Below are 22,887 nucleotides of genomic sequence, written 5' to 3'. Positions count from 1 at the left end.
GGCGTCGTCTGCGTCAAAGGACTCAAACAGGGGCCACCACTTTGTGTCCACCGAATTCTTGTCCGCCTGGTAGCGCTCGTACAGCTCATCGACGAGCCACTCGTTTCCGCCAAATTCCTCGGGTAGACGGTGGATGGATTGCTCTGGCACGTGTATTACGCCTCTTCCATGAGTTCTTGTTGCCCGCTGCTAGACCGAACGGCGCGAGAACACCCCTGTATGGGTGGCCACGGCGCAAAAGCCGAAGGATCTATTCGATCGTTGGATGGGGTCCTTCAAACCCTTACCGCCTGTAAGTCTAGTGAGCAAGTTGGCCTGCAAGCCAATCTGTCCTGCGGCGCGCCCCGACATGTGGCGGAACAGACGTTCCCATGCACGGCGGGGCCCATTTTGGCTAGACTCGGGGACTGCGGCCCATTGGTCCGCCTGGCACCGCCACAGCGGCCGCCATGTTGCCTTGATTTGGGAGTTCCCATGCGCTTTCTCACCACGCCGGCCACGGATTTGACCTACTCGGACGTTTTCCTGGTCCCCTCGCGGTCCGCTGTCACCTCCCGGCTCGACGTCGACCTGTCCAGCGGCGACGGCACCGGCACCACCATTCCGCTGGTGGTTTCAAACATGACGGCCGTTTCCGGCAAGCGCATGGCGGAAACTGTGGCGCGGCGCGGCGGCATCGCCATCCTGCCCCAGGACATTCCCCTCGAGGTCCTGGGCGCGGTGACCGCCTGGGTCAAGCAGCGCGACGCGTTGTTTGAAACGCCCATTGTGATGGCACCGGCAGACATAGTGGTGGACGCCGTGCACCTGCTGCCCAAGCGCGCGCACAACGCCGTGGTGGTGGTCGACGGCGGCAAGTTCGCGGGCGTGGTTCGCGGCTCCGACTGCGAGGGCGTGGACAGGTTTTCCTCCCTGGCCTCCGTGATGCGCAGCAATGTGCTGACCCTGGACGCTGCGCCGTTTGATGACATCCGCGCACGTGCCGATGCGGGGGAATTGGATCCCGCGGCCGCCAAGGACGCCACGGATGCTGCCCTGCGCAAGGCCTTCGGCGTGCTGGATGCTGCCGGCGCCGACTTCGCCCCGGTGCTGCGCGGGGGAACCGTGGTGGGTGCGCTGACCCGCACGGGCGCCCTGCGCTCAACCATTTACACCCCCGCCGTGGATGGTGCCGGGCGGCTGCGCATTGGCATGGCCGTGGGCATCAACGGGGACGTGGCCGGCAAGGCCGAAGCACTCCTGTCCTATGGCGTGGACGCCCTTGTGGTGGACACCGCCCACGGACACCAGGGCAAGATGTTCGACGCCCTCCACGCCGTGCGCGGGCTCAACCCGAAGGTTCCGGTGGCCGCGGGCAACGTGGTCAGCGCAGACGGCGTCCGCGACCTCGTCGAGGCCGGCGCGGACATCATCAAGGTGGGCGTGGGCCCCGGCGCCATGTGCACCACCCGCATGATGACCGCCGTCGGGCGCCCCCAGTTCTCCGCCGTGCTGGAATGCTCCGCGGCGGCCGCCGGGCTGGGTGCCCATGTTTGGGCCGACGGCGGCGTGCGGTACCCCCGCGACGTTGCGCTGGCCCTTGCCGCCGGTGCCAGCCAGGTCATGATCGGCTCCTGGTTCGCCGGCACCTACGAAAGCCCCGGGGACCTGCAGGTGGACGCCGGCGGGCGCCGCTACAAGGAAAGCTTCGGCATGGCCTCGGCCCGGGCCGTGCAAAACCGGACCTCCGGCGACCGCGCCTTTGAGCGGGCCCGCAAGGGGTTGTTCGAGGAAGGCATCTCCACCTCCAAGATGTATCTGGACCCCGCCCGGCCCGGCGTTGAGGACCTGCTGGACATGATTACCTCAGGGCTGCGCAGCTCGTTCACCTATGCGGGGGCCGCGTCGCTGGCCGAATTCCGGGAGCGCGCCATCGTGGGCGTGCAGTCCGCTGCCGGCTACGAGGAAGGCCGGCCGCTGCCGCAGAGCTGGTAGCCCCGCCCACTTCGTCGAGAGTACAGATGGGGCGGGCGGACCTCCCGTCCGCCCGCCCCATCTGTACTCTCGGTGCATTATTGTCCCGGCCAGCCCGCCACAACTGTAGTGTGGGCGCTGCTGCCGGCCCGCCCCTACTTCACGCCGCCCGCGGTGAGCCCGCCGACGAGGTAGCGCTGGAAGATGAAGTAGAGGATGACCACCGGCGCCGCACAGACCAGCGCCGCGGCCATCATTTGGCTGTAGACCGGGATGGCGCCGCCTTCCTGGCTGGCGCTGAAGACTTGGAGCACGATGGCCGCCGTCGCCGTGTTTGGCTTGGTGAAAATCGAGGCAAACAGCACGTCGTTCCAGCCCAGCAGGAAGGCAAAGATCCCGGAAACGACAATGCCGGGCCAGCTCAGCGGCACAATGATGCGGAACAGGATGCCCATGTTGGAGGCACCGTCAATGCGCGCGGCCTCCTCCAGCTCACGCGGCAGGCCCCTCAAGTACGTGACCATGACCCACGTTGAAAAGGGCAGGGCGAACGTCAGGTAGGCAATGAACAGTCCCCAGAGGGTGCCGATGATGGTGATGCCCACCCAGGCGCCAATGGAGGCGAACAGCACGAACACGGGCAGCAGCATGAGCGTGCCCGGGATGCTTTGCAGGCCCAGGAGGCCGCGCAGCATGGTCAGCCTGCCCAGGAAGGAAAAGCGAACCAGCACATACGCGGTGCCGATGGCGATCAGCGCGGAGACCACGGCAACGGCACCGGAGACGACCAGGCTGTTGATGATGCCCTTGCCCAGTCCCACGCTGCGCCAAATTTTCGTGTAGCTTTCCAGCGAGAACTGGCTGGGCCAGAATTCCCCGCGGGCCACGCCGACGTCGGAGTTCAGCGACGCCAGGAAGATGTAGGCAACGGGCACCAGCACCAGGACGCACAGCAGGGTGGTCAGGACGGCGATGAGCCACGTAGGCATCAGCCTGGTGACCTCGGCGCTGCGCCCCTTTCGCGGGGTCCGGGTGGCGGAACGCGTGCGGGTTTGGGTGCTCATTTCTTCCCTCCGTCGTCAGAGACGTCAAGCTTGACTGCCCGCAGGTAGATAAACAGCGGAATGGCGATGAGGATCAGCGAGACAACTGCCATGGCAGCGCTCAAGCCAAAGCGGAAACTTTGGAAGCTTGTCACATAGACCAGGATCGGGAGGACATTGACGTCCGCCGGTGCCGGCGCACCAAACAGCACAAACGGCAGGGTGAAGTTGTTGATGTGGTTCAGGGTGCCCAGCAGGAACGCCAGGGACACGGGGCCCTTGAGGTAGGGGAAGATGACTTCACGCAGCTTGCGCCACCAGAGCGCGCCGTCAATGGCGGCAGCCTCGTGGACCTCGTGGTCCACCGACTGCAGGCCGGCAAGTGCCAGCAGGTAAATGAATGGCCAGGCGGCCCAGATCTCCACGAGGATCAGCGTCCAGTAGGACATGGGCCCGTTGAGCCACAGGCCCGGATCGATCCCCACATTGTGCAGCACGCTGTTGACGATGCCGTCCGGCTGGAGCATGGTGCGCCAAACCGTGGCCACCACGAAGGAGGGGAGCACGTAGGGGATCAGGAACACGGCACGGACGATGGCCCGGCCGCGGTACGGGTTTTGGGTGACGACGGCGGCCGCCACGCCCAGCGGCACGGTCACGATGGTGGAGACGACGGCGAAGGAAACGCTGATCCAAATGGACCGGAGCAGGTCTGTCTTGGTGAGCGCCTCGACAAAGTTTTCAACGCCAATGAACGGGGTGGTCAGCCACTTGCGCAGCGTGTACTGGTCCAGGTCGATCAGCGACATGTAGAGCGCCAGCACCAGCGGGATGAGAATAATGACCGCAATGAGGAGCCCGCCGGGGGCCAGCAGCCACAAGGGACGGTCGCGTTCGGTGACGCCTTTGCGTTTCTTGTTTTGGGGGGCGGGAGGCCCCCCTGCGGGACGTGTTGCCTCATCCCGCAGGGTGTTCCCGGCGATTTCGCTTGTCATGGGAGGAGTCTTTCAGCGCAGCTTTACTTGGCCCGGTCCAGGGCCGCCTGGGCGGTTGACTGGGCGGTCTTGATGCGCCCGGACAGGGCCGATTCACTCACGGAGCCTGCGGACAGGTCCGGAATGGTCTGGACGGCAATGTTGGTCAGGGCAAGCTGAACGTCGCCCCAGGCGCCGCTGAACGGGGTGGCCACAGACTTCGAGGCGGCATCCAGCGCAGGTGCCACGAGGGGATCGGACTTCAGCGACTTCGCGGCCTCCACGTTGGTGGGGATCTCGCCGAAGATCTTGTAGTAGTTGGCCTGCGCGTCGGTGTCGGTGATCATCTTGATGAACGCGAACGCCAGGTCCTTGTTCTGCGAGTAGTCCGCCACCACCAGGTTGTCCCCGGAGAGGATGCTGGCAGCCTCCACGCCGCCGGACGGACGGGCAGTCTGGCCGGGGGGGACCAAGGGCAGCAGGGCGTACTGGTATTTGCCCTTCATGACGGACTTGTCCAGCGTGGGGATGCTCAGCGGCGAGGTCATGGGGAAGTAGCCGGCCTTGCCCGCGGCGAACGCGGCAAGGGCCTGCGCGTTGCCCCAACCAACGGAGGCGGGGTCCACCGCCTTGTCCTTGGTGAGCCAGCCGAAGTAGGCCTCGTAGGCCGCCAGGACGGTCGGGTCGTCAATGCGGACCTTCTTGCCGTCAATGATCGGGTTGCCGCCCTGGATCGACATGCCCCAGATGAACTTCCAGGGGTCAAAGTTGTCCTTGTAGGCAATGGCCAGGCCGTACTGTCCGGGCTTCGTCATTTTCTTGGCGTGGTCGGCAAGCTCATCCCACGTGGTGGCCGGCTTGTCGATGCCCGCGGCCTTGAGCATCTCCGTGTTGTAGGCCATGACAAACGGGCGGCTCACGAAGGGGATGCCGATCTGGTTGTTCGCATCGGGGCCGGAGATGCCCAGGGTGGCGGGGACAAACTTGTCCTTGCCGCCCACCTTGTTCCACTCGGCATCACCCATCTTGACGAAGGCCCCGGTGGAGTATGCCGTGGGCGTGAACGTGGTGCCCAGGCCGTAGACGTCCGGGCCGGTGCCGGAGACCACTGAGGTCTGGATGCGCGTCATCTCATCATTGGCCGACGCAAACGTTTCCCACTGCAGGGTTGCGCCCGTGAGCGTCTTGAAGTCCTCGGCCGTCTTGGCGAACCAGGCCTTCTGCTCCTCGGGATACTGTGCCTTGGTGCTGAACAGCACGGTCAGGGTCTTGCCCGTGCCGTCAACCTTGCCGGTGCCGGAACTGGACGTGTCGGGGGATCCCCCGCAGGCTGCGAGTGCCAGCGACAGGGCGCCCATGCCGCCGATTCCAATGAGAAAATTCTTGCGTGTAATTTCCATCTGGTTCCTCCTTGAACAATGAAAAGCCTGAACAATGAAATGATGCGCGTGTGAGCTGCGTCATAGGATGCGGCTAATGATCAGACTCTATAGACTTGGCAATAGGGTTGCAATCAGTTGCCAAAAAATTGCCAAACTGTTGACAAGCGCCTTGGCAGCGAAGGCGCGGGGAGTAGGAGCAGTTGCGGATGGACTCAGTGCCAGGCAGGGGCAGGGCGACCCTGCGCGACGTTGCCAGGGCCGCCGGGGTGGCAACATCCACTGTGTCCCGGGTGCTCTCGGAGCCGGGCCGAATCAGCCCGGCCACCACGGCGGCGGTCCAGCGGGCCGTGCAGGAGCTCGGCTACGAGGCCAGGCAGCGCACCCCCTCAGGCCCGGACGCAAAGCCGAGGGCCGTGGCGCTCCTGGTGCCCGACATTACGAATCCGTTTTATTTCGACATCATCCACGGCACGCAGGAGCAGCTCAAGGCCGCCGGGTACACCCAGCTCCTGGTGGACACTGAAGAGTCGGCCGACGTCGAGGAGTCCGCCCTGGAGAGCGTCATCCCTTCCGCGAGGGGCGTCATCCTGGCTGCTTCCCGGTTGTCCACAGGCGCCTTGGCGGGTGCCGCGGAGAGGGTCCCGCTGGTGGCCCTGAACAGGAACGACGCCGGCGTCCCCGCGGTCCTGATCGACCCGGGCTACGGCATCCACCAGGCCTTCCAGCACCTGGTCTCGCTGGACCATTCCCGGATTGCCTTCATTTCCGGCCCCGCCCAGTCCTGGTCCAGCCAATGGCGCTGGCAGGTGTTTGAGGAAGCAGCCAGGGAGAACGGGGTTGACGCAGTGCGGCTGGGCCCCTACTCGCCGAAGCAAACGTCCGGCGCTGCCGCCGCGGATGCATTGCTCACCAGCAAGGCGTCCGCCTGCATTGCCTTCAACGACCTGCTGGCCATTGGCATGCTGCGGCGCCTTCGGACCCGCGGCATCAAGGTGCCCCAGGATGTGAGCATTATCGGCTGCGACGACATTTTCGGCGCCGATTTCTGCAACCCGCCCCTGACCACCATCACGGCACCCGTCGAACAGGCCGCCCGGGTTGCCACCAGCATGCTGCTCAACCGGCTGGGCGGCGGCCCGCTCGCAGCCCGCCAGGTTTCGCAGCTGCCCACCCACCTGACTGTGCGTGAATCAACGGGGCCGGCGCCCCTGCGGCGCTGACCCCCGGGCCCTGGCGCCCCTATGAACCCAACGACGACGGCCGGGCCGGCGCGACACCCGTGGAACCGCGGATGGTCAGGTAGGTGGGGAGCACGGATTGGCTGCGGGGAAGGGCCCCCCGGCCCCTGTTGAGCTGGCTCAGGAGCATCGTGACGGCCACCCGCCCCGCCTGTTCCACGGGGGCGGTGACAGTGGTCAGCGGCGGGCTGCAGAAATCGGCCCCGAATATGTCGTCGCAGCCCACAATGCTCATGTCTTCAGGCACCCGCAGCCCCCGTTCACGAAGGCGTGCCAGCATGCCGATGGCCATGAGGTCGTTGAAGGCAATGCCGGCCGTGGCGCCGGAATGGACCAGCGCATCGGCGGCCGCTGCTCCCGAATAGGTCCGGGGCGCAAAGGGGCCCAGCCGCACCACCTCGACGTGGCGTTCCATCGCGGCCGCCGAAAGTGCATCCCAGCGCCGCATGTTGGAGCTGGATGTTTCCGGGCCGCCCAGGTAGGCGATGCGCGAATGCCCCAGTGAGATCAGGTGGTCCAGTGCCTGGTTCGTGGCTGTTGGCGTGTCCAGGATGACGGAGGGGACGCCAGCCACGTCCCGGTTGATCGTCACAAGCGGCATCTTGGTGCTGGCGGCGGCCAGGGCTTCGTCGGACAGCCGGGATGCCGTCAGGATGACGCCGTCGGCCGTTTGGCGCATCTGTTCCAGGGTGTTGACCTCAACCTCGTCGGATTCCTCCGTGTCCACCAGCAGCTGGGTGTAGCCGGCGGCCTTGAGCTGGAGCTGGGTGCCCCGGATGATGTCAAAGTAAAAGGGGTTGGTGATGTCGGCAACCAGCACGGCAACTGCCCGTGTCCGGCCGGAGCTGAGTGCCTTGGCCTGTGCGTTGGGCACGTAGTTGAGCTCCGCGGCTGCCGCTTCGATGCGCGCCCGGGTGCGGTAGTTGACCCGGCCCGGGGTGGTCAGGGCGCGGGACACCGTAGACGCCGTTACCCCGCACAGTGCAGCGACATCTCGGATGGTGGTGGGGCGGCCCGGGGTGTCGCCGGAGGGTTTAGCACTCATGACAGGCCTGACCTTCGCTAGCTGGGCGGTGTGAACGGGGTGACTGAAAGCGGCGCCAGGAATGGAGGGCGGGCGTGGACGCCGTTGGGAGGGGTTCGCTCCGGCCGGTCGCCAAGGTGGCACGGGCCCCTGTCCGCATGTGCCAACAATACGGTCGGCAAAGAATATTGGCAATCGGTTGTCAGCCTGTTGCTTGGGGGGCTAGGCTTCTAGACAGCGAGACTTGTGAAGTGAGTCACTGGGAATGGCCGTCCCCGGCCCCCAGGCAGCTGTTTTTTCGAAAGTGGAGGCCCCCTTGCCCAATGCCCAGCACCCCACCTGGACCCTTTCCGGGTTCGGCGACGAAGTTGACCCTGACCCCAAGGTCCAGGTTGCCGTCCTCCAGGCACTGGGGGCCTCCCACATTGAGGTGCGCAGCGCCTGGGGGACCAATGTCTCGGAACTGGATGACGCCCAGGTGGCCGAACTGAAGGCGGTCCTGGACGGGGCGGGCATGAAAGTCTCCGCCGTCGCCAGCCCCATCGGCAAGGTGGACATCAGCCTGCCCGCAGACCATGAAGTCACCCGGCTGCGCCGCATCATTGAGGTGGCCAAGGCGCTGGACACCCGCTACATCCGCCTGTTCTCCTTCTTCCGCGCGGCGGACCAGACACCGGAGGACATCCGGGACGCCGTCATGGAGCGCATGTCGCTGATGGCCGCGGAGGCCGAAGGGGCCGGCGTGGTGCTGATCCACGAGAACGAAAAGGAAATCTACGGCGACACCCCCGAGCGCGTCCTGGACATCCTGGAAACCGTCAACTCGCCCGCGCTGCGGGCCGCCTGGGACAATGCCAACTTTGTCCAGGTGGGCGTGAAGCCCTTCACCGACGCCTATGCCATGCTGCGCCCGCACCTGGAATACCTGCAGGTCAAGGACGCCGTGGCCGCCACGGGCGTGGTGGTCCCCACGGGTGAAGGCGACGGCGAGCTGATGGAGACGCTGGCGGCGCTGCGCAGCGACGGCTACACCGGGTTCGCCTCACTGGAACCGCACCTCGCGGTGCAGCACGAACTCGGCGGCTACTCCGGACCGGCCGCATTTGGCGTGGCCGCCCGCGCGTTCCGTGCGGCCGCGGACTCCATCGGCATCACGCTCGCCTAGTTTCCTGCCATCACACCCACCACTATCAGGAGTCAGCATGCCCAGAGTTGCCGTGATTGGTTGCGGGGACGTTGCCACAGTCCACTTTGAGGCCATGGCCGGCATCCCGGACGCGGAGCTCGTGGCCGTATGCGACACTGATCCAGGCCGGCTCACGGCAGCGGAGCAGGCCCACGGGGTGCCGGGGTACAGCAACGCGGCGGCCATGCTTGAAACGGTGCGGCCCGACGTCGTGCATGTCTGCACACCCCACCACCAGCACGCGGACCCGGCCATCGCGGCACTGGAACGCGGCATCAACGTCATCAGCGAGAAGCCCCTTGCCAGCACCCTGGCGGACGGCGAACGGCTGGCTGCCGCTGCGGCCGCCAGTTCCGCCCGCATCGGCATTTGCTTCCAAAACCGGTACAACCACGCCGTGCAGGCCATGCACCGGCGGCTCGCCGCGGGTGAGTTTGGCGCCATCCTGGGCGGCTCGGGGACGGTCATGTGGCACCGCGATGCCGCCTACTACGCCAGCCGGCCGTGGCGCGGCACGTGGGCGGGCGGCGGCGGCGGTCTCCTCATGAACCAGGCCATCCACACCCTTGACCTGCTGCAGTGGATGGTGGGGGAGGTCACCGGCGTCTCCGGCCATGCCGCCACCCGCGCCCTCGGGGACAGCATCGAGGTTGAGGACACGGCCGAGCTGGTGCTCAGCCACCGCAATGGTGCCCGCAGCGTCTTTTATGCGACCCTCGCCAACGCCGCCAACGCGCCCATCACTGTTGACATTGTGGCCGAAAAGGCAACGCTGCAGCTGCGCGGCGACCTGGCCATCACGCATGCGGACGGATGCGTGGAGGTGGTTCAGGAGCGGCGTGCCGACTCCGGCGGGCGGGACTACTGGGGCGTCTCACACCAGCTCTACATTGCCGACTTTTATGCCCAGCTGGGCCAGGACGGCCCGTTTTGGATTGACCCCGCCGAGGCCCTGAAGACGCTGCGCATCATCAAGGCCGTCTACGCCCAGAGCTACCCCGGCCAGCTGGCCGCTGTTTCCTAGGCGCGCACCCCCACCAAAAAACCCAGCAACGGATAAGGACCATCGTGGCAAAAATCGGTGTACAGGCAATGATGCTCAAGGACAGCTTTGCGGAAGCGGGCGCCTTTGACACGCTCCGCAAGGTCAGCGCTCTCGGCTACAACGCCGTCGAAATTTCCCAGATCCCCATGGATGAACGCAATGTGTCCGAGCTGGAGCGGGCCCAGGCCGAGCTTGGCATGGACGTGGCGTCCCTGTCAGTCATGATGGAAAAGCCTGTGGGGCGCCCCGGGGATTCCCTCAAGGACGACTTTGAAAAGATTGTTGAGGACGCCAGGCGCCTCGACACGACACTGCTGCGGATCGGCATGCTGCCGTTCCCGGCCATGAAGTCGGTCGATGCCCTGGTTGAGTTCGCCAAGGAAACCAACGGCTACGCCGAACGCCTCCAGGACCAGGGCATCAGCCTGTACTACCACAACCACCACATTGAGTTTGCGAAGTTCAACGGCCAATACCTGCTGGACATCATCAATGAAAACTCCCCGGCCATGGGCCTGGAAATCGATGTCCACTGGGTGCAGCGCGGCGGCCTGGACCCCGTCCGCACACTGGAAAAATATGCCGGACAGACGGCCATGGTCCACCTCAAGGACTACCGGATCGGCATGCTTCCGGAACAGGCATTCGGCCTGCTCGACGCCGGGGACCAGGCCGGCTTCATGGCCGCATTCAAGGACGTGGTCCAGTTTGCCGAGGTGGGGGAGGGCAACCTGGATTTCAGCTCCATCGTCCCCGCAGCACAGGCTGCCGGCGCCCGGTACCTGCTCGTGGAGCAGGACGAGCTGTACGGTCGCACCGTCTGGGAGGCGCTGGAAACATCGCACCGCAACCTCACAGCCATGGGGTTCGCGGAACTGTTCTGACCCCGGCCCAATCACCACAGAAGGACACCACAATGAGCAAGACAGTACGCCTCGGCATCATCGGCCTGGGCCAGCAGGGCGGCATGTACGCCAAGTTCATCACGGACGGGCTGGTGCCGAACATGGAAATCGGCGCGCTCACCGACACCGATGCGGCCAAGCGGGAACTCGCCTCCGCAAGCTACCCGGGCGTCCACGTCTATGACGACTACGTGGCCATGCTGGACAGCGGCGACATTGACGCCGTCGTCACCTGCGTGCCGCACTACCTTCACCCGGAAATCGGCATTGCCGCCCTGGGCCGGAACATCCACGCCCTCGTGGAGAAGCCGGCCGGGGTGTACACCAAGCAGGTGAAGGAGCTCAACGAGTACGCCGCCGGCAAGCCGGAGCTGTCGTTCGCCATCATGTTCAACCAACGCAACAATCCGCTGTACCGGCGCCTGAAGGAAATTGTCGACGCCGGCGAGATTGGCACCATCCTGCGCACTAACTGGATCATCACCACCTGGTGGCGTCCGCAGGGGTACTACAATTCCAGCGCCTGGCGGGCCACCTGGGGCGGGGAGGGCGGCGGCGTCCTGGTCAACCAGGCACCCCACCAGCTGGATTTGTGGCAGTGGATCTGCGGGGTGCCGAAGTCGGTCTTCGCCAAGGTTTCCTATGGCTACCGCCGCGACATCGCGGTGGAGGACGAGGTCACCGCCCTCGTCGACTACGGCAACGGGGCCACGGGGACCTTTGTCACGGCCACGCACGACATGGTGGGCACCGACCGTTTCGAGATCCTCGGTGATGCCGGAAAGATCGTGGTGGAGGGCAGCAAGACGGCCACCGTGACCCGCATGAACCGGAAGGAACGTGAAATCAGCGAGGGCATGGGCATGGAGGACGTGCGCAAGCTGTTCATGGGCCAGCTGGACATGGACCAGTACCTCACCACCGAGGTCATCGAGTTTGAGTCCGCCTGGGGCGCCCAGCACGCCGGCGTACTGGAGAATTTCGCCGCAAACATCCTGGACGGCACGCCGCTGCTGGCGCCGGGTTCCGACGGCATCAACGGCGTCCGCCTGGCCAACGCCATCCACCTCTCCAGCTGGAAGGGCGCTGAAGTGGGCCTGGACTTTGACGAGGACGAGTTCCTGGCACTCCTCAACGGGCACATCCGCGAGGAGGGCAAGTACCCCGAAAGGGCCTAGCCTCCTCCATCCCAAAGTCCGGTCCAGGCACGACGCCGGGACCGGACTTTGGCGTGCCCCTTACGGTGCGCTCACCTTGCGGTATTGCTTGATCCAGCCGGCCGCCGCCCACCAGGCGAGGGCCGCCGGCACCAGCCCGGTGCCCACCAGCAGCAGCGTGGGGAGCCGGGCCCGTGGGCAACGAGCTGACCCGCATGGGCGCGCTGGCCGTCAACGAGGTGGAACGCCTGGCCCGGGGCGAACGGCCCGCGTACGCCATTACGGAGGAGGTGCTGCTCGCCATGGCGTGATCCGGGTTACGGTATGTAGTGAGCGACTAATGCGAAGGATCCCATGAGCGAGACCACCGGCATGCAGGCACCGCGCCCCCGCAGCACCAAGCGGATGGCGGGTGGAAAACAGGCGCCCACCATCTACGACATCGCGGAGCTGGCAGGCGTCAATCCTTCCACCGTATCGCGTGCCCTCAGCACCCCCGGCCGGGTCAGTGCCAAGACCCAAACCAGGATCGAGGATGCCGCGCGGAAACTGAACTACCAGGTCAACGCCTTTGCCCGGGCGCTCCCCACGGGGCGCACCCGCACCATTGGCCTGATAGTTTCCGACATCACCAACCCGGCCTATTTTGACGTCATCCGCGGCGCCGGGACCGCCGCCTCCGCCCGGGACTACACCTTGATGCTCGCAGAATCCACCGAATCTGCGGAGTTGGAGCTGACGGCCGCCCGCCGCATGCTGGCCACGGTGGACGGCCTGATTCTGGCCAGCCCGCGGCTGTCCGACGCCGACATCTCGCAACTGGCGTCGCAGAAGCCCGTGGTGGTCATCAACCGGGCCGTGGACGGCGTCGGCTCGGTGGTGGCCGACACCGAAGCGGGCGTGGCCGACGCCCTTCGCCACCTGGCGGCGATGGGCCACCGCCACATCGCCTATGTGGCGGGGCCCGAGCGGTCCTGGATGTCCCAGCGCAGGTGGGAGACCATCAAGGCCCGCAGTGACTGGTCGGGCCTGTCCGCCACCGTGGTGGCCTCCGGCGTGCCCACCGTGGACGGCGGCAGGCGGGCGGCGGCTGCTGTCAGGGAAGGCTTTGCCACAGCTGTCTTTTGCTACAACGACCTGATGGCGATTGGGCTCATGCGGGAGCTGCAGGCGGCCGGCGTCAACATTCCCGACGAATTCAGCATCCTTGGCTTTGACAACATTTTTGGCTCCGACTTCACCACGCCTCCACTTTCCACCATCAAGTCCCCGCTGCATGAGTTGGGGACCACCGCACTGGGCTACGTTCTGGAGGAACTGGACAAGGGTCCGGGACCCCACAGGCTCCCGGTGCTGCGGACCGAACTGGTGCTGCGGGGCTCAACGGGTCCCTCACCCCGGCAGGCTCCGGGGCCGGGTGCCGCCACGGCGTGATTGATTCATCCCGTACTGAAGGAACCACCCCACAGAAGAGAAGTGATGACCGTTTTTAACACCGGGCTCATGTCCGTGACCTTCAGGAAGCTGTCCTTGGCGGAGATCGTGCAGTTGGCCGCCGATGCCGGGCTGGGAAAGATTTCCTGGAGCGGCGATGTCCACGTTGTGCCGGGCGATGACAGCCAGGCGGACCGGGCCCGGGAACTGTGTGCCGAAGCCGGGATCGGGATCGAGGGCTATGGCTCGTACTGGCGGGCGGACGGCACCTCCATTGACTCAATTGCCGCCACGGCCTCGCGCCTGGGCGCCCCGCGAATCCGCGTCTGGGCAGGCAGCACGGGTTCCGCCGAAACCAGCGACGCCGAACGCATCCGCATTGCCCTGTGCATTGCTTCGGCGGCAGACCACGCGGCAGCCCGGGGGATCGCCCTCCACCTGGAATTCCACCGCAACACGCTGACCGACACGGCGGAATCAACGCTCGCCCTGCTGTCGGACATCGCCGCAGCCAGGGAGGTTGAGGGGCAGCCCGTGCGGAGCTACTGGCAGCCACGCCCGGGCATCCCAGATGCCCCGGCCCTCGCGGAACTGGAACTGCTCAAGGGCCAGGTGGACGCACTCCACGTCTTTTCGTGGCAGGCAGACGGCAGCCGGTTGCCGTTGGGAGAGCTTTCCGCTGCCTGGCGCGGGCGCCTGGACGCACTGTCGCACGGCGGTGCCCAGGAAATTGACCTCATGCTGGAATTTGTTGCCGAGGACAGCCCGCAGCAGATGCTCCTGGACGCCCGCGAACTGCATTCCTGGCTTGCCGGGGACCCGGGCCTTCACAAGTCAAAGGACGCCATTCATGGATAATGCGGGCAGCAGGGGCAACGCCGCCAAACTGCGCTTTGCCGTCGTCGGTGCGGGCATGATCGGCACCCGCCACGCAGCCGTCATTTCCGGGCTGGGCAGGGAGGCCGTGCTGGCCGCCGTCGTCGACCTCAACCTGGCCAAGGCCGGGGCCCTGGCCCGGCAGTACGGGGTTCCCGAGTACAGTTCCCTGGGTGCGGCCCTGGCCGCGCACCCCATCGACGCGGTGGCCGTGTGCACCCCCACGGGCGTCCACGGCGAGGTGGCCATCGAGGCCCTGCAGGCCGGGCGGCACGTGGTCATTGAAAAACCGGCGGAAATCACGCCGGAAAAAGTGGACGCGATCATTGCGGCCCGCGACGCTGCCGGCAGGACGGTCACCGTCATTTCGCAGCACCGCTTCGACCCGTCCACGGAGATCGTCCTGGAGGCGCTCCGCAACGGCGGCCTGGGCAGGCTGACATCCGGCATTGCCTCGATCGACTGGTGGCGGGGCCAAGGCTACTACGACTCCGGGTACTGGCGCGGCACCTGGGAGCTGGACGGGGGAGGGGCGCTCATGAACCAGGGCGTGCACACCGTTGACCTGCTGGTCGCGGCCCTCGGCACACCCGTGGAGGTGTTCGCGTACACCTCCCGCACGGCCCACGAACGGATCGACGTGGAGGATGTCGCCGTTGGCGTGGTGAAGTTCGACGGCGGCGCGCTGGGCATGCTGCATGCCTCCACTGCCGCCTTTCCAGGCCTGAGCGCCCGGTTGCAGGTCCACGGCGACCGTGGCTCGGCCGTCATTGACAACGACCAGCTCAGCTACATCCACACCACCCCGGCCGGCCAGGCGCCGGAGGAAATATTCTATGGCGGGGCAGGTGCCGGCAACCAGCTGGAGCACTACGGCCCGAACCTTGGGGGAGCCCCGTCCGCCGGTTCCGATCCGGCCGAGCTCTCCGACGCCCATGTCCGCCAATACCTCGATTTCCTGGCCGCCGTCCGGGACGGCAGGCCCCCGCGCGTGGGGCTCGAGGAGAACCGGCTTTCGCTCAGCGTCATCACGGGCGCGTATGAATCCGCACGCACGGGACTGCCCGTGCGCCTCGCCTGAGAAACCCGATGGCCCAGATGCCCCAAGGGAAGGACACCGTGAACCCGGACACCCCGCGCCGGCCCCGGCTTGCTGTGAACCCCATTGCCTACTGGGCGAGGGACGGAAAGACCCCAGAGGTGCGGGGACGGGCTTTTGAGGAACTGGCCGGCATCGGCTTCACCGCCGTCAAGGCAGATGTGCCCGAAGGGATGACGGCCGGCGCCTACCGTGACTGGATTGCCGGCTTTGGCCTGGCCCCGTCCCTGAGCCTGTTCAACTCAGCCTTCGATGAAACCGTTGACATGAAGGCCGAATTGGAAAGGGCCCGGTGCTTCGCTGCCGTCCAGGCGGAACTGGGGCTGGACCGCACCATGGTCTCATCGGTTGAGCTGCCCGCCCGCCGCGCCGAACCCGCCGTCGGCACGGATTTCAACGTAGGCCGTCTTGCGGCCGCCATCGAGAACGTGGGGCGCAGCTGCGAAGTCCTGCAGTCGGAAGGGCTGCGCCCGCTCCTGCACCCGCACGTGGGAGGCGTCTTTGAGACCGAACACGAAATCACGTCCCTGCTGGACACGCTGGGGCCGGACACCATCGGATTCGGCCCGGACACGGGCCACCTGCGCTGGGCGGGAATGGACCCTGCCGCCATGGTCGCCCGCTATGCCGACAGGGTTGGCGGGATCCACATCAAGGACGTTTTCCCCGACTACCTGGAGCCGGCCTCCCGGGCGGGCATGGCCTACTTCGAGGTCACGGGAACCGGGCGGATGTGGGCCGAGCCGGGCCTGGGCGCCCTGGACCTGCCGGGCATCCTGGCCGCCATGCCGGCGAACTACGACGGCGACTACATGGTGGAGGTGGACCGTCCCAGTATGGAATCACTGTACGACAGCCACAAAATCTCTTTCGACTGGGCGGCCTCGGGATTGAATGGCAATTTTTTGGCAACCGGTTGACAACGTTGATTGGAACGAAGGACTATTGAGCTATGTCACACTTCCTCTCGCCCATCGCCACGCGCACACTGTTCCCGGCGGACGCCGCAGCCGACGTCCAGGCGGGTGCGCGGCCGTCTCCGGCTGCGGATCCGGACCGGCTGCTGCCCGCCGATCCCGGCACCCGCAGCATCGCCCGCGAACTGCTGGCACGGGTTGAGGGCCTGCCCATCATCTCCCCGCACGGGCACGTGGATGCGGCCATGCTGGAACAGGACACCCCGTTCCCGGACCCCGCAACTCTGCTGGTCAGCCCGGACCACTACGTGACCCGCCTGATCCACGCCAGCGGCGTTCCGCTGGAGCGCCTGCGGGTGGGCGGCACCACGGCCGTGGAACCCCGCGAAACGTGGCGCGAGTTCGCCAAGGCGTGGCCGCTCTTTGACGGCACAGCTTCCGGCTACTGGATGCGCGACTCCTTTGAGCACGTCTTTGGCCTGTCCAGGGAGGTCAGCGAGGAAAATGCCGACGCGCTGTTTGACGAACTCGACGCCAAGCTCAAGAGCCCGGCATTCCGCCCGCGCCAGCTGTTCAAGGAATTCAACATCGAGGTGCTGGCGACCACTGACGATCCCCTCGACGAGCTGGCCGCCCATGCCGCCATCGCCAAGGACCCCACCTTCGCCGGCCGGGTGCTGCCCACCTTCCGCCCCGATGCCTACATCAAGTTCGCCGCAGCCGGGTGGGCGGAGCGGGTTGAAAGGCTCATTGACACGGCCGGCGACGGCATCGGCGGCTACGAGGGCTACCTCCGCGCCCTGGAAAACCGCCGCCAGTACTTCGTGGAGCATGGCGCCGTCTCCGCAGACCACGGCGTCCGCACGGCACAGACGCTCCGACTCGAAGCCGGCACTGCCGCTGCCCTCTTCGACAAGGCCCGCCGCGGCGAGGCCACCGCCCAGGACGCCGATGTGTTCGAGGCCCACATGACGTACCAGATGGCCCGCATGTCCGTGGCGGACGGACTGGTCATGACCATCCACCCCGGAGTGTTCCGCAACCACCACACCGCATCCTTCAACACCTTCGGGGCGGACACCGGCCACGACATCCCGTTCGCCGTCAGCTACACCGAGGCCCTGCGCCCCATGCTGGAGGACTTCGGCACGGCACCCGGCTTCCACTTCATCCCGTTCACCATTGACGAAACTGTCTTTTCCCGTGAAATTGCGCCGCTGGCCGGGTTCTACCCGTCCGTATTCATTGGCGCCCCGTGGTGGTTCCTGGACGCGCCGGACGCCATGCTGCGCTTCCGTGCCGCCGTCACCGAAACAGCCGGCTTCTCCCGTTCCTCCGGTTTCATTGACGACACCCGCGCGTTTTGCTCCATCCCTGCCCGCCACAACACCTCGCGCCGCATTGAGGCGAGCTTCCTGGCGCGCCTGGTCGCCGAGCGCCGCGTCAGCGAGGCCCGCGCCCAGGAGATCATCGTGGACATTGTCGACGCCGCACCTCGGAGGGCGTTCAAGCTGTGACCGAACCGTTGAATCGAAGCACCGCACAAGCTGCCCCCGCGGCCCCCGTGCGCATTGTCCACCTGGGCTTGGGCGCCTTCCACCGGGCCCACCAGGCCTGGTACACCCAGCACGCCAGCGACGGCGCGGAATGGGGGATCGCCGCCTTCACAGGCCGGCGTCCCGATGCCGCCACTGCACTGGCCGGCCAGGACGGCCTGTACACGCTTATCGAGCGCGGCGAGGGCGGGGACCGGTTTGAGCTGATGTCCGCCATCGTGGAAGCGCACGACGGCGCCGACGTTGCCGCGCTGGCCCGGCTCGTTGCCGCGCCGGCCACGGCCATTGTGACGCTGACCATCACCGAGGCCGCATACCACCTGGGGGCCGACGGCACCCTGGACTTCGCCAGCCCTGCGGTCCAGGCTGACATTGACCTGCTCCGACAGGCCACCGCCCCGGGTGCCGCCGGAACTGCCAACGACGACGGCGACCGCCCGCCCGCCGCTGCCACGCCGGCCGGCCGCCTGGTCCAGGCACTCGCGGCCCGCCGCAGCACCGGTGCCGGGCCCATCGCCGTCGTCGCCTGTGACAACCTGGCCAACAACGCTGCCGCCGCCCGTGCCGCCATTGGTGGCCTGGCCGACGTCGTCGATCCCGGGCTGGGAGCCTGGGTCGCGGAGAACGTCAGCTTTGTCGGCACCTCGGTGGACCGGATAACCCCGCGCACCACAGAGGCGGACGTGGCGCTGGTGGAGGCTGAGTGCGGCTACGTGGACTCGTCGCCCGTGGTGACGGAGCCGTTCAGCGACTGGGTGCTCTGCGGAGCCTTTCCCGCCGGGCGCCCGGACTGGGCAAGCGCCGGCGCCGTGTTTGTTGACACCATCGAGGACTTTGAAAACCGGAAGCTGTGGCTGCTCAACGGCGCCCACTCGCTCATGGCGTACGCCGGCCAGTTGCGCGGCCACGCCACCGTTGCACAGGCCCTGGCCGATCCTGCCTGCGCCGGCTGGATCACCGAGTTTTGGGACGAGGCTGAACGCAACCTGCCTGCCGAGGGCCTGGGCATCCCCGCCTACCGGGCCGCGCTGCTGGAGCGTTTCAGCAATGCCCGCATTGCCCACCACCTGGCCCAGATCGCCATGGACGGCTCCAGCAAGCTGCGCATGCGTGCAGTGCCCGTCCTGAAGGCAGAGCTCGCGGCCGGCCGGCCCGGCACCGGTGCGGCCCGCATGATCGCCGCCTGGGTGGCCTTCCTGCGCATGGCCCGTGCCTCGGGCAGCACCCTGGCCGACTCGGCCGCCGTCGAACTTGGCGCAGCCCTGTCCCTGCCGGCAGGGGAAGACCTTCCCGCCCTCCTGGGCATCCTGGATGCCCGGCTGCCGGGGGACGCCCCGGCCGCTGCCGCCGTCGCTGCCGCATTGGACGGATTGGCCGTGCAGCGACCGGCCTAAACTGGCCGCACAGGCCCAAGTACCTTGTCTTTTCATCCCCTGACCGCCTCCCGGAAGGAACCCCCCCGTGAAAATTGTTTCCGCAGAAGTTTTTGTCACCAGCCCCAGCCGCAATTTCGTGACACTGAAAATCACCACGGATGAGGGGGTGACGGGCATTGGCGACGCCACGCTGAACGGGCGCGAGCTGGCCGTGGCCGCGTATTTGAAGGAGCACGTGGCGCAGCTGCTCATCGGCCGGGACCCGCACCGCATCGAGGACACCTGGCAGTTCATCTACCGCAGTTCCTACTGGCGCCGCGGCCCAGTCACCATGGCCGCCATCGCCGCCGTCGACATGGCGTTGTGGGACATCAAGGGAAAGATTGCCGGGCTGCCGGTGTACCAGCTGCTGGGCGGGGCCTCCCGCAACGGCCTGCGCGCCTACGGGCACGCCTCCGGCACCGACATCCCGCAGCTGTTTGACTCCATCCGCGAACACCTGGAACTGGGCTACAAGTCGGTGCGGGTCCAGACCGCCATTCCTGGCATCAAGGCCGTTTACGGGGTGGCGGCCCAGGCGCAGGCCTCAGGGGAGCGCTACGACTACGAGCCGGCAGGCCGGGGCACGTACCCGCAGGAGGAGGACTGGGACACCCGCGCGTACCTGCGCCACCTGCCCACCGTGTTTGAGGCCGTCCGCAACGAATTCGGCCCCGAACTGCCCCTGCTCCACGACGGCCACCACCGCATGACCCCCATCCAGGCGGCGAAGCTGGGCAAGGCGCTGGAGCCGTACGACCTGTTCTGGCTGGAGGACTGCACCCCGGCCGAGAACCAGGAGGCCCTGCGCCTGGTCCGTTCCCACACCACCACCCCTCTGGCCATCGGCGAGGTGTTCAACACGGTGTTCGACTTCCAGACCATCATCAAGGAACAGCTGATCGACTACGTGCGGGCCGCCTCGACGCACTTTGGCGGGATCTCGCCGCTGAAGAAGGTCATGGACTTCGCTGCGCAGTACCAGATCAAGTCCGGCTTCCACGGCCCCACGGACATTTCGCCCATCGGCTTCGCCGCCCAGCTCCACGTGGGCCTGGCCATCCACAACTACGGCATCCAGGAGTACATGCAGCACTCCGACGCCACGAACGAAGTGTTCCAGCAGTCGATGACGTTCAAGGACGGCTACCTGCACCCCGGAGAGAAGCCCGGCATCGGCGTGGAGTTCAACGAGGAGGCCGCAGCGGCATTCCCGTACCAGCAGGCCTACCTGCCCTACAACCGGCTCATTGACGGAACGGTCCACGACTGGTGAACGGCGGGGCAGCGTTTCCGGCCCGCCGCATCGTGGTCATGGGGGTTTCCGGCTGCGGCAAGAGCACCATTGGCGCCCTCGTCGCAGCCGGGCTCGGCCTGCCGTTCACGGACGGGGATTCCCTGCACCCGCTGGAAAACATCGCCAAGATGGCGGCCGGCATTCCGCTGGACGACGCCGACCGCGCACCTTGGCTGGCCGTCGTCGGCCGGGAGCTGGCCTCCTCCGCCAACGGCCTGGTGGTGGCCTGCTCTGCGCTCAAGCGCAGCTACCGGGAAGCCATCCTTGCCGAGGCGCCAGATGCGGTGTTCCTGCACCTGGACGGCGCCCGGGAAGTTTTGGAGACCCGGCTCGAAGGGCGTTCGGGCCACTTCATGCCGGCCGCCCTGCTGGATTCGCAGCTTGCCGCCCTGGAAGCGCCGGGGGATGACGAGCCCGCAGTGGTGATCGACATATCGGCGCCCGTGGACGCCCTGGTGGGCGACGCCGTCGTGCGCCTGAAGGGCATCGCCCTGCGGCAAAGCGCCTAAGCAATGAAGCGAAGCCGATGGGGCCGCCCGGGGCAAGCTTTGGTATACAAGAGAGTATGGATACACCAGTGGACACCACAGCAGGAACGCCTGCCACCCGCGTCATTGTCATGGGCGTCTCCGGCTCCGGCAAGAGCACCATCGGGGCCCTCGTGGCCGACGCCATGGGCTTCCCGTTCCTGGACGGGGACTCCCTGCACCCGCTCGCCAACATCCACAAGATGGCTGCCGGAATCCCGCTCGATGACTCGGACCGCTGGCCGTGGCTGGAAATCGTGGGCGACGAACTGGCCAACACCAAAGCGGCCGGCATTGTCATTGCGTGCTCGGCGTTGAAGCGCAGCTACCGCGATGTCATCCGGGCGAAGGCACCCGACACCATTTTCCTGCACCTTGACGGCTCTCTGGAAGTGCTCGGCTCCCGGCTGGAGGGCCGTTCCGGCCACTTCATGCCGCCGGCCCTGCTGGCCTCCCAGCTGGCCACCCTGGAACCGCTGGGCAAGGATGAAAACGCCGTGGTGATCGACATTTCCGCCAGCATTACCGAACTGCTGGCCCAGGCCGTGGCCGGCATCGAGCTGGCGGCAGCCCGCTAGCCATGGCCAGCGCCGGAACGCAGCACAGCGCCGGTTCCCAGCACAGCGCCGAGGAACAATTGACTGTGGGGCAGCTGGCCGAACGAAGTGGCGCCACCGTGTCCGCCCTGCATTTTTATGAGCGGCAGGGCCTGATCTTTTCCACGCGCACGGCGGGCAACCAGCGCCGCTTCCGGCGTTCGGTGCTGCGGCGGGTGGCCGTCATCCGGGCGGCCCAGCGTGCCGGCATCCCCCTGGCGCTGGTGGCCGAATCCTTCGCGGAACTGCCCAGCGACGGCGTGCCGGACAGCGCCGACTGGCAGCGGCTGTCCGAACACTGGCGCGGCGAGCTGGACGCGCGCATCGGGGCCCTTGAAAAGCTGCGCGGGAGCCTGGGCGGCTGCATTGGCTGCGGCTGCCTGTCCCTGGCCGAATGCGGCTTTGTGAACCCGGATGACAAGGTGGCCGGGCAGGGGCCCGGCGCCCGGGCCTTCGATTCCTCCCGCCGAAACTAGGTACTGGCACCCGTACGCGATTTGACCTCAACCATGGTTGAGGTTTTAGTGTTGCTTGTGGCCCTCCTTTTCGTGGCGGGCCGCCGCGAGAGGAACCATGCCCCCATGAGCACGCAAGCCGAAATGCCCACAGCCTGCCCCGATTCCGGCCAGGCAGCCGCCAATTTCAAGGCAGCCTTCGGCGGGCACCCGGCCGGGGTGTCCATCATCACGGCCGACATTGGCACGGGGCCCGTCGGCATCACGGCCTCCTCGGTGGCCTCCGTCTCCGCGGAGCCGCCCATCCTGGCCTTTTCCCTGGCATCCCAGAAGGGTTCCGCCGCAGCCATCGCCGTGGCGGATTCCCTGGTGGTCCACCTGCTCACGGCGTCCGACGTCGGGCTGGCCCGGGCCTTTGCCAGCCCCACCACCGAACGCTTCACCGGCGCCATGGTGTGGACCCGGCTGGACACGGGAGAGCCCTTGCTCATGCACGCCGGCTTCGCCCTGCGGTGCAAGGTCCTGAGCCGGACCGCGGCGGGTTCCTCACTCCTGGTGGCGGCCGCCGTGGTGGAGGTCATTGCCCCGGAATCTCCGGGCGAGCCGCTGGTGTATCACCAGCGCGGCTACCACGGCCTGGGCGGGCAGGGGCTCCCGACGGAAAGTTGAATGGCGCGCCGCCGCCCCGGGGCCGGGGCAGGCGCTCATGTAGACTGAAAAACCTATGGAAAGTAAATCTAGGGGCCGGCACAACGGTTCGCCCAGCGTGGGATCACGCTCCGGTGCAAACGTTGTACAAGCCGGCAAA

At 66.7% G+C, this 22,887-nt stretch carries 22 protein-coding genes; 17 read left to right on the top strand and 5 right to left on the bottom strand.

All coding sequences use genetic code 11. The annotated features are described in order from the left end of the window. Positions 1-150: 2-oxoglutarate dehydrogenase E1 subunit family protein (locus LPN03_RS20970; RefSeq protein WP_410468614.1), on the bottom strand; the 150-nt coding region annotated here is incomplete at its 3' end. A 324-nt stretch (positions 151-474) separates the two neighbouring features. Here LPN03_RS20970 and LPN03_RS16955 point away from each other — a divergent pair. After that, on the top strand, positions 475-1,974 hold the full coding sequence (locus LPN03_RS16955; RefSeq protein ID WP_262455206.1) for a GuaB1 family IMP dehydrogenase-related protein: 1,500 nt from the start codon (positions 475-477) through the stop codon (positions 1,972-1,974). A 134-nt stretch (positions 1,975-2,108) separates the two neighbouring features. On the opposite strand, the gene LPN03_RS16950 is transcribed toward LPN03_RS16955, so the two are convergent. The 3 genes from LPN03_RS16950 to LPN03_RS16940 are packed head-to-tail and all read right to left on the bottom strand — an operon-like array spanning position 2,109 to position 5,370. Next, entirely contained in the window at positions 2,109-3,017 is a 909-nt protein-coding gene (locus LPN03_RS16950; protein ID WP_262455205.1) for a carbohydrate ABC transporter permease, read from the bottom strand. Beyond that, positions 3,014-3,991, bottom strand: a complete 978-nt coding sequence (locus LPN03_RS16945) for a carbohydrate ABC transporter permease (protein ID WP_165180905.1) — start codon at positions 3,989-3,991, stop codon at positions 3,014-3,016. The genes LPN03_RS16950 and LPN03_RS16945 overlap by 4 nt, the downstream gene beginning before the upstream one ends. Positions 3,992-4,014: 23 nt before the next feature. Further along, entirely contained in the window at positions 4,015-5,370 is a 1,356-nt protein-coding gene (locus LPN03_RS16940; RefSeq protein ID WP_262455204.1) for an ABC transporter substrate-binding protein, read from the bottom strand. Positions 5,371-5,558: 188 nt separating this feature from the next. Between LPN03_RS16940 and LPN03_RS16935 the strand changes: the two genes are divergently transcribed. Further along, complete coding sequence (locus tag LPN03_RS16935; RefSeq protein ID WP_262455203.1) at positions 5,559-6,572, top strand: LacI family DNA-binding transcriptional regulator; 1,014 nt, start codon at positions 5,559-5,561, stop codon at positions 6,570-6,572. A 19-nt stretch (positions 6,573-6,591) separates the two neighbouring features. On the opposite strand, the gene LPN03_RS16930 is transcribed toward LPN03_RS16935, so the two are convergent. After that, positions 6,592-7,635 (bottom strand): LacI family DNA-binding transcriptional regulator, encoded by a 1,044-nt coding sequence (locus LPN03_RS16930; protein ID WP_262455202.1) that lies wholly within the window; start codon positions 7,633-7,635, stop codon positions 6,592-6,594. A gap of 295 nt (positions 7,636-7,930) precedes the next feature. On the opposite strand from LPN03_RS16930, the gene LPN03_RS16925 reads away from it, so the two are divergent. From LPN03_RS16925 to LPN03_RS16855, 15 genes are all read left to right on the top strand, one after another. Then, positions 7,931-8,779: a sugar phosphate isomerase/epimerase family protein gene (locus tag LPN03_RS16925; protein ID WP_262455201.1), complete on the top strand. Its 849-nt coding sequence runs from the start codon at positions 7,931-7,933 to the stop codon at positions 8,777-8,779. A 37-nt stretch (positions 8,780-8,816) separates the two neighbouring features. Then, positions 8,817-9,824, top strand: coding sequence for a Gfo/Idh/MocA family protein (locus LPN03_RS16920; RefSeq protein ID WP_262455200.1), 1,008 nt, complete (start codon positions 8,817-8,819; stop codon positions 9,822-9,824). A 44-nt stretch (positions 9,825-9,868) separates the two neighbouring features. Further along, complete coding sequence (locus LPN03_RS16915) at positions 9,869-10,729, top strand: sugar phosphate isomerase/epimerase family protein (protein WP_262455199.1); 861 nt, start codon at positions 9,869-9,871, stop codon at positions 10,727-10,729. 32 nt (positions 10,730-10,761) lie between these two features. Next, on the top strand, positions 10,762-11,928 hold the full coding sequence (locus tag LPN03_RS16910) for a Gfo/Idh/MocA family protein (protein ID WP_262455198.1): 1,167 nt from the start codon (positions 10,762-10,764) through the stop codon (positions 11,926-11,928). A 333-nt stretch (positions 11,929-12,261) separates the two neighbouring features. Further along, positions 12,262-13,341 carry a LacI family DNA-binding transcriptional regulator gene (locus LPN03_RS16905; RefSeq protein WP_262455197.1) on the top strand — a complete coding sequence of 360 codons (1,080 nt, stop codon included), beginning with the start codon at positions 12,262-12,264 and terminating at the stop codon, positions 13,339-13,341. 45 nt (positions 13,342-13,386) lie between these two features. Beyond that, positions 13,387-14,199 (top strand): sugar phosphate isomerase/epimerase family protein, encoded by an 813-nt coding sequence (locus tag LPN03_RS16900; protein ID WP_262455196.1) that lies wholly within the window; start codon positions 13,387-13,389, stop codon positions 14,197-14,199. Continuing rightward, positions 14,192-15,298, top strand: a complete 1,107-nt coding sequence (locus tag LPN03_RS16895) for a Gfo/Idh/MocA family protein (RefSeq protein WP_262455195.1) — start codon at positions 14,192-14,194, stop codon at positions 15,296-15,298. The genes LPN03_RS16900 and LPN03_RS16895 overlap by 8 nt, the downstream gene beginning before the upstream one ends. Before the next feature lie 38 nt (positions 15,299-15,336). Then, entirely contained in the window at positions 15,337-16,236 is a 900-nt protein-coding gene (locus LPN03_RS16890) for a sugar phosphate isomerase/epimerase family protein (protein WP_262455194.1), read from the top strand. A 32-nt stretch (positions 16,237-16,268) separates the two neighbouring features. Further along, positions 16,269-17,750, top strand: a complete 1,482-nt coding sequence (gene uxaC, locus LPN03_RS16885; protein ID WP_262455193.1) for a glucuronate isomerase — start codon at positions 16,269-16,271, stop codon at positions 17,748-17,750. Then, complete coding sequence (locus LPN03_RS16880) at positions 17,747-19,183, top strand: mannitol dehydrogenase family protein (protein ID WP_262455192.1); 1,437 nt, start codon at positions 17,747-17,749, stop codon at positions 19,181-19,183. The genes uxaC and LPN03_RS16880 overlap by 4 nt, the downstream gene beginning before the upstream one ends. Before the next feature lie 67 nt (positions 19,184-19,250). Continuing rightward, on the top strand, positions 19,251-20,480 hold the full coding sequence (manD, locus tag LPN03_RS16875) for a D-mannonate dehydratase ManD (RefSeq protein ID WP_262455191.1): 1,230 nt from the start codon (positions 19,251-19,253) through the stop codon (positions 20,478-20,480). Beyond that, the gene (locus LPN03_RS16870) at positions 20,477-21,010 is read left to right on the top strand and encodes a gluconokinase (RefSeq protein WP_262455190.1); all 534 of its coding nucleotides are present in this window, start codon (positions 20,477-20,479) and stop codon (positions 21,008-21,010) included. The genes manD and LPN03_RS16870 overlap by 4 nt, the downstream gene beginning before the upstream one ends. Positions 21,011-21,078: 68 nt before the next feature. Beyond that, complete coding sequence (locus LPN03_RS16865) at positions 21,079-21,606, top strand: gluconokinase (protein ID WP_262455189.1); 528 nt, start codon at positions 21,079-21,081, stop codon at positions 21,604-21,606. Between the two features lie 2 nt (positions 21,607-21,608). Further along, positions 21,609-22,100, top strand: a complete 492-nt coding sequence (soxR, locus tag LPN03_RS16860; RefSeq protein WP_262455188.1) for a redox-sensitive transcriptional activator SoxR — start codon at positions 21,609-21,611, stop codon at positions 22,098-22,100. Positions 22,101-22,205: 105 nt separating this feature from the next. Continuing rightward, entirely contained in the window at positions 22,206-22,748 is a 543-nt protein-coding gene (locus LPN03_RS16855; protein WP_262455187.1) for a flavin reductase family protein, read from the top strand. Positions 22,749-22,887: the final 139 nt, after the last annotated feature.

Origin of the sequence: Arthrobacter sp. A2-55, assembly GCF_025548615.1 — a bacterium.
Classification (GTDB): domain Bacteria; phylum Actinomycetota; class Actinomycetes; order Actinomycetales; family Micrococcaceae; genus Specibacter; species Specibacter silviterrae.
Note: the sequence above shows the minus strand (reverse complement) of the source record. Positions and strands in the feature narration are given on the sequence as shown.

Bases quoted from the DNA above. Each gene is read 5' to 3' on its own strand.
- LPN03_RS16955 (WP_262455206.1), top strand. From the start codon at position 475: ATGCGCTTTCTCACCACGCCGGCCACGGATTTGACCTACTCGGACGTT.
- LPN03_RS16950 (WP_262455205.1), bottom strand. From the start codon at position 3,017: ATGAGCACCCAAACCCGCACGCGTTCCGCCACCCGGACCCCGCGAAAG.
- LPN03_RS16945 (WP_165180905.1), bottom strand. From the start codon at position 3,991: ATGACAAGCGAAATCGCCGGGAACACCCTGCGGGATGAGGCAACACGT.
- LPN03_RS16940 (WP_262455204.1), bottom strand. From the start codon at position 5,370: ATGGAAATTACACGCAAGAATTTTCTCATTGGAATCGGCGGCATGGGC.
- LPN03_RS16935 (WP_262455203.1), top strand. From the start codon at position 5,559: ATGGACTCAGTGCCAGGCAGGGGCAGGGCGACCCTGCGCGACGTTGCC.
- LPN03_RS16930 (WP_262455202.1), bottom strand. From the start codon at position 7,635: ATGAGTGCTAAACCCTCCGGCGACACCCCGGGCCGCCCCACCACCATC.
- LPN03_RS16920 (WP_262455200.1), top strand. From the start codon at position 8,817: ATGCCCAGAGTTGCCGTGATTGGTTGCGGGGACGTTGCCACAGTCCAC.
- LPN03_RS16910 (WP_262455198.1), top strand. From the start codon at position 10,762: ATGAGCAAGACAGTACGCCTCGGCATCATCGGCCTGGGCCAGCAGGGC.
- LPN03_RS16905 (WP_262455197.1), top strand. From the start codon at position 12,262: ATGAGCGAGACCACCGGCATGCAGGCACCGCGCCCCCGCAGCACCAAG.
- LPN03_RS16900 (WP_262455196.1), top strand. From the start codon at position 13,387: ATGACCGTTTTTAACACCGGGCTCATGTCCGTGACCTTCAGGAAGCTG.
- LPN03_RS16895 (WP_262455195.1), top strand. From the start codon at position 14,192: ATGGATAATGCGGGCAGCAGGGGCAACGCCGCCAAACTGCGCTTTGCC.
- uxaC (WP_262455193.1), top strand. From the start codon at position 16,269: ATGTCACACTTCCTCTCGCCCATCGCCACGCGCACACTGTTCCCGGCG.
- soxR (WP_262455188.1), top strand. From the start codon at position 21,609: ATGGCCAGCGCCGGAACGCAGCACAGCGCCGGTTCCCAGCACAGCGCC.
- LPN03_RS16855 (WP_262455187.1), top strand. From the start codon at position 22,206: ATGAGCACGCAAGCCGAAATGCCCACAGCCTGCCCCGATTCCGGCCAG.